Annotated in this window: 4 protein-coding genes and 2 pseudogenes; 3 read left to right on the top strand and 3 right to left on the bottom strand. The window is 55.1% G+C overall.

Annotated features, from left to right (window positions below; genetic code table 11):
* The 3 genes and pseudogenes from C451_RS23840 to C451_RS21140 form a co-directional block, all read left to right on the top strand.
* Positions 1-230: pseudogene (locus C451_RS23840) on the top strand (TenA family protein); the annotation flags it as partial.
* Between the two features lie 487 nt (positions 231-717).
* Positions 718-1,077: a DUF5518 domain-containing protein gene (locus tag C451_RS21145; RefSeq protein WP_080503547.1), complete on the top strand. Its 360-nt coding sequence runs from the start codon at positions 718-720 to the stop codon at positions 1,075-1,077.
* Positions 1,078-1,354: 277 nt separating this feature from the next.
* Positions 1,355-2,374: pseudogene (locus C451_RS21140) on the top strand (IS630 family transposase).
* Positions 2,375-2,393: 19 nt separating this feature from the next.
* Here the strand turns inward: C451_RS21140 and C451_RS24420 are convergent.
* From C451_RS24420 to C451_RS22955, 3 genes are all read right to left on the bottom strand, one after another.
* On the bottom strand, positions 2,394-2,546 hold the full coding sequence (locus tag C451_RS24420) for a rubrerythrin-like domain-containing protein (RefSeq protein ID WP_152420474.1): 153 nt from the start codon (positions 2,544-2,546) through the stop codon (positions 2,394-2,396).
* Between the two features lie 252 nt (positions 2,547-2,798).
* On the bottom strand, positions 2,799-3,515 hold the full coding sequence (locus C451_RS13675; RefSeq protein WP_049913128.1) for a helix-turn-helix domain-containing protein: 717 nt from the start codon (positions 3,513-3,515) through the stop codon (positions 2,799-2,801).
* Positions 3,508-3,675 carry a DUF7563 family protein gene (locus C451_RS22955; protein WP_162832754.1) on the bottom strand — a complete coding sequence of 56 codons (168 nt, stop codon included), beginning with the start codon at positions 3,673-3,675 and terminating at the stop codon, positions 3,508-3,510. Before C451_RS22955 ends, C451_RS13675 begins: the two co-directional genes overlap by 8 nt.
* Positions 3,676-4,080: the final 405 nt, after the last annotated feature.

The following is a 4,080-nucleotide window of genomic DNA, read 5'->3' as shown; positions in this document are numbered from 1 at the left end:
ATATGGAGCCATCGATCCATGAGTTCCGGCTGACGCGGGAGACAGTAGCGCCTGCTGATCCGGACGAATCCTTAAGCGATAACGAGTGGATGCAGCCGACCGATACTTGTTCCGGCGGCCGAGGGACGTGCGAGATTCGAGTCGATGAGGCGGAGACGCTGTCGCGATTTTACGAAGCGTGCGACGAGCATGGAATCGTCTGTAGCATCGAGCGACTCTATCACCAGTAGGCTGAGATCGGCAAGCACCGTGTCGAAGCAATCATAAGCGCCGGAAATCTTAGTGAGACGGGGAACATAGCTGATGCAGTAGCCCTGTGACCTACCACCGCAACTACTGTACGGAGTGCGACTGGAGTGCCAGCACCGAAACCCACAGTCGGCACGAAGTCGCCCGACGCACGATTGCCCACTTTGGTGAGACTCATCACACCATCGATTCCGAATCCGTTCCGGAATTAGACAATATCCCAATCCGCGACAATCGCTAAGACGAAGGATGAACAAGATAGGAAGTGGGTGAGTCGCCGACTTCCTCCGTGAGTCGATAAGAGGGCACTATCAACCGTCAAGGACCGTGCCGTGGAACCGTTTACAGACGGATACTTCCATACACGTACTCATCAGAGTGGTTTGTGGATAGGCGTCAGTGGATTTCGGTCGGGAGATCGGCATCTGCAAGTCAGTATGGTTTCCGCCTCTGGGTGTGAGTGGAGATATGACAGATTGGCGCTCCGTTGGCATTGGATTCGTGCTTCAAGTCGTGTTTGGTATTGTTGCGTTCGCATTTCCGGGGATTGGAACCATCATCGCAGGATTCCTTGCCGGAGTCATCTCAGGATATATTACTCGCCGTGGGACCACAAGCGGTGCATGGCACGCCCTCCTTTCGGGAGCCCTTGGTGGGGTTGTGGTCGCAATCCTCGCTGGTATCGCTCTCTCAGTGGTGGGCCTCACATTCAATTCTCTGATCGCACTGGTTGGTGGGGGTGGAGTGCTGATCGTTGGTGTCTTGATTTCGGTCCTCACTGCAATCCCAAGCGCAATCGGTGGTGCAGTTGGTGGCTTTGCTGGATGAGTATTCCCTACACCGCGATCAGTGAATGAACCACTGGTGGCTTTCAGTGAGAGTGATTAGGGTTGAGCGACGGCAGCATCAATCATCGCCGTGATTGACCAACGTCCCCTCTCGGTGAAATCTATGATACGATTTCTAACACATATCAATTAACAACGATCTTGTATAGACTAGCGAAATAGCATGTTAGAAATAACTATTCGATAGAGAGATAGTTTGTACGGCAAGAATTATACTAGGAGCTAAAATTCTTTAATCTACACTCTGTTGTTCTCGCATAACTCATCTTGAGAACGTTTCTACCGAAGACCTCCGCCAAATCTTGGCGGAGGTTGAAGGAAAGAAGCCTACACAGCGGCTGATGGCGGCAATTAACTGGAAAGGAGAGGACGGCATTCGACAGAAGGATCTCGCTCAACGCTACGGGTACACGCAAGGATGGCTCTCTCAGTGGCTCACACGTCTCGAACGGCTCTGTTTCGAGCCGTTCGAGGACGTTGTCTATGACGAACCTCGATCCGGTCGTCCTACCGAACTTTCCGAACAAGAATACGAACGGTTCGTGGACGCGCTCCACGAATCGCTCGAAGAGGCTGGGATCGACGCGCCTGCGTGGTCTGTCCCGCTAGCTCAGCACTATCTCAGCGAAAAGTTCGACGTTGACTACTGCGATCGTCACGTTCGGCGATCGATGACTGAGGCCGGGCTGTCCTGGAAGACAGCCCGGCAGGAGTATTACAAATCCGATGAACGAGCACAAGAAGCGTTCCAAGACGGGTTCAAAAAAGACGAACAGTCTGGACGACGAGTACACGACTCTCGCGATAGATCAGACGCGGCAGATCCTCTCAAAGCTGATCTATGCGTGGTTTCCCGAAGGGGAGCGCCCATCACTGCCGGTGACGGGCGCGTGGGATTCGATCAAGCTCTTGGGTGCAGTCAGCGATACCGGCGAGACGTTCTTTCCCCCGTGTGAGGAAAACTTCAACAGCGACACGACGATCCGGCTGTTGGACGCTCTTCAGACCGAATTCGGTGAGAAAATCTGTGTCGTGTTGGACAACGCGTCGTATTTCACGACGAACGCAGTCCAGGAATTCGTCGAGGATACGCCGATAGAGCTGTGTTACCTGCCGCGGGGTTCACCGGAACTGAACCCCCGGAGGAGTGCTGGAAGAAACTCAATCAAGCACTCGGCAATCGCCTGTTTGACTTCTTGGACGAACTTCGTGATGCTGCACTCGCCGCTCTCGACAACATAAACTCGCCAAATCTCTTTACGTATTTATGTCCGTAAGTATGACTCGGACACCGATTCACTCCAAGAGCCAGCCTTTCGGTGGCACGCTTCTGTTTTTCATCTCGGCGTTACACTGCGGACAAACATCGATAGGCTCCTCATTCTCGATGCTAGCGGCTCTGTGACCACAGTCTGGACATTCATAAACTACTTCGACTTCCACGTTCATACATGGATTCACCAATACTACGGGCTTTGGCTGGCGAATGCAACCCCCTATTTATTCGGGGCACCCCGCAAACCACTGCACAATCATTGACGAGTAGCGTCGGCAAGAGATTCTGAGTAGTACTCTCGGCACTGGCTACACAGTCCGTCTGCGAGAGATATTGCTAGTGACGGACCACCAACAGCTACCACATTTATGACCCCACATCAATGGTTTCGGACTCTCCTCGAACACACGTGTTGAGTCGCGGCTTCAGGACTTCTCTCCGTCGTCGACAACGAGTGCAGTTCTGAGTAGCTGCTGATAGGCACGTCGGAAGCGTTCCGAAAGCGCCTGATGGGAGATATCGAGCTCGTCAGCGAGTTCGGCAGCCGTGATATCCCGTGGGACCTTGTAGTATCCCTTCTCGAAGGCCGTCACGAGCGCCTCGTGCTGGTCAGGGGTCAATCCCGAGCCGTTCGACCGCTCCCTATCGACTGACGAAATGCTCCGGCAGTCGGCCTCACAGTCGAGATCTTCCATGATGTCGTGCGCTCTGGCGATCCCCTCTCGGTCAGGAGCCAGCAACTGGAACTGCCACTCGCCGTTCCGACTCTGCATGGACGTGAGCGAGACATCAGCGGCAACAAGCCGCTGGATAAGTCGGCGCGGGCGCCCCTTCCACGTCACCCGATAGGTCCAGCCGTCCGCACGTTCGCCGAAGCATTCGACGTCCGCAACGCTCGGGTCTGATCGAAGCGCGGTGTCGATGTCCTGCTTGTGCTCGCCGGCTTCGATCACCAGCAATGCGTGGTCGTCGGGGTTGGCGACCGCGGATTCACACTCTACGCGAGCGTCGGGAACGCGCTCGAACAGGTCGGTGAGCGCGAAGCTTTCGGCGGGGAGCACGAACCGCGCGGTGCTTGGGTCAGTGCTCTCCGAAAGCGTCCGTTGCGTCGGCGCACTCACCCGCTTGATAGATTCAAGCATTGTTGGTATGCCGGGGTGCGTGAGCCTCGCGGATCTCGGCCCCATTGCGGAGTTTGTCCTCGCAGTTCGGGCAGACCCGCACGTTTTCCATGCCAGTGGGCGCGAATACACGCACGTACTGTTCCGTCACGAACCCGTCACAGTTTCGACAGTGCGGCATCCTGAGTTCCTCCGATCAGGGACAGGTACAGCAAACACAAGTTTCGCGGACTTGGATCTCCAAGTCACGCAGATGTTGCCGTCAGTCCGAACAGCAATGGACCGTGAGAATTCGGCGGCGAGACACGGGATTAGGGTACAGTGAAGTCATTCTCAGGGAAGAGACGACTGCAAGCACAAAGGTGGGTGGCGATGATTCGCTCGGCGTCTACACCCGCAGTCAGCGACGATACGACGAGTTTGACCATCCCCCGACGCATCCGCTCGTTACCTGCTTGATTGGAATGTCGAATCCGTCGGCGATCTACATTAGATTCATCGTACGTGTTTACCCCGAGGACACAACAGCGGGTACAGCCTGAGATCGTGAAATCATCTCGTTGTCCCGGGCGACTCGCTTGAACTC

The sequence above is a fragment of the Halococcus thailandensis JCM 13552 genome (assembly GCF_000336715.1).
Lineage (GTDB): Archaea > Halobacteriota > Halobacteria > Halobacteriales > Halococcaceae > Halococcus > Halococcus thailandensis.
The sequence above is the reverse complement of the archived record's forward strand: the minus strand, read 5'-3'. Positions and strand labels throughout refer to the sequence as shown.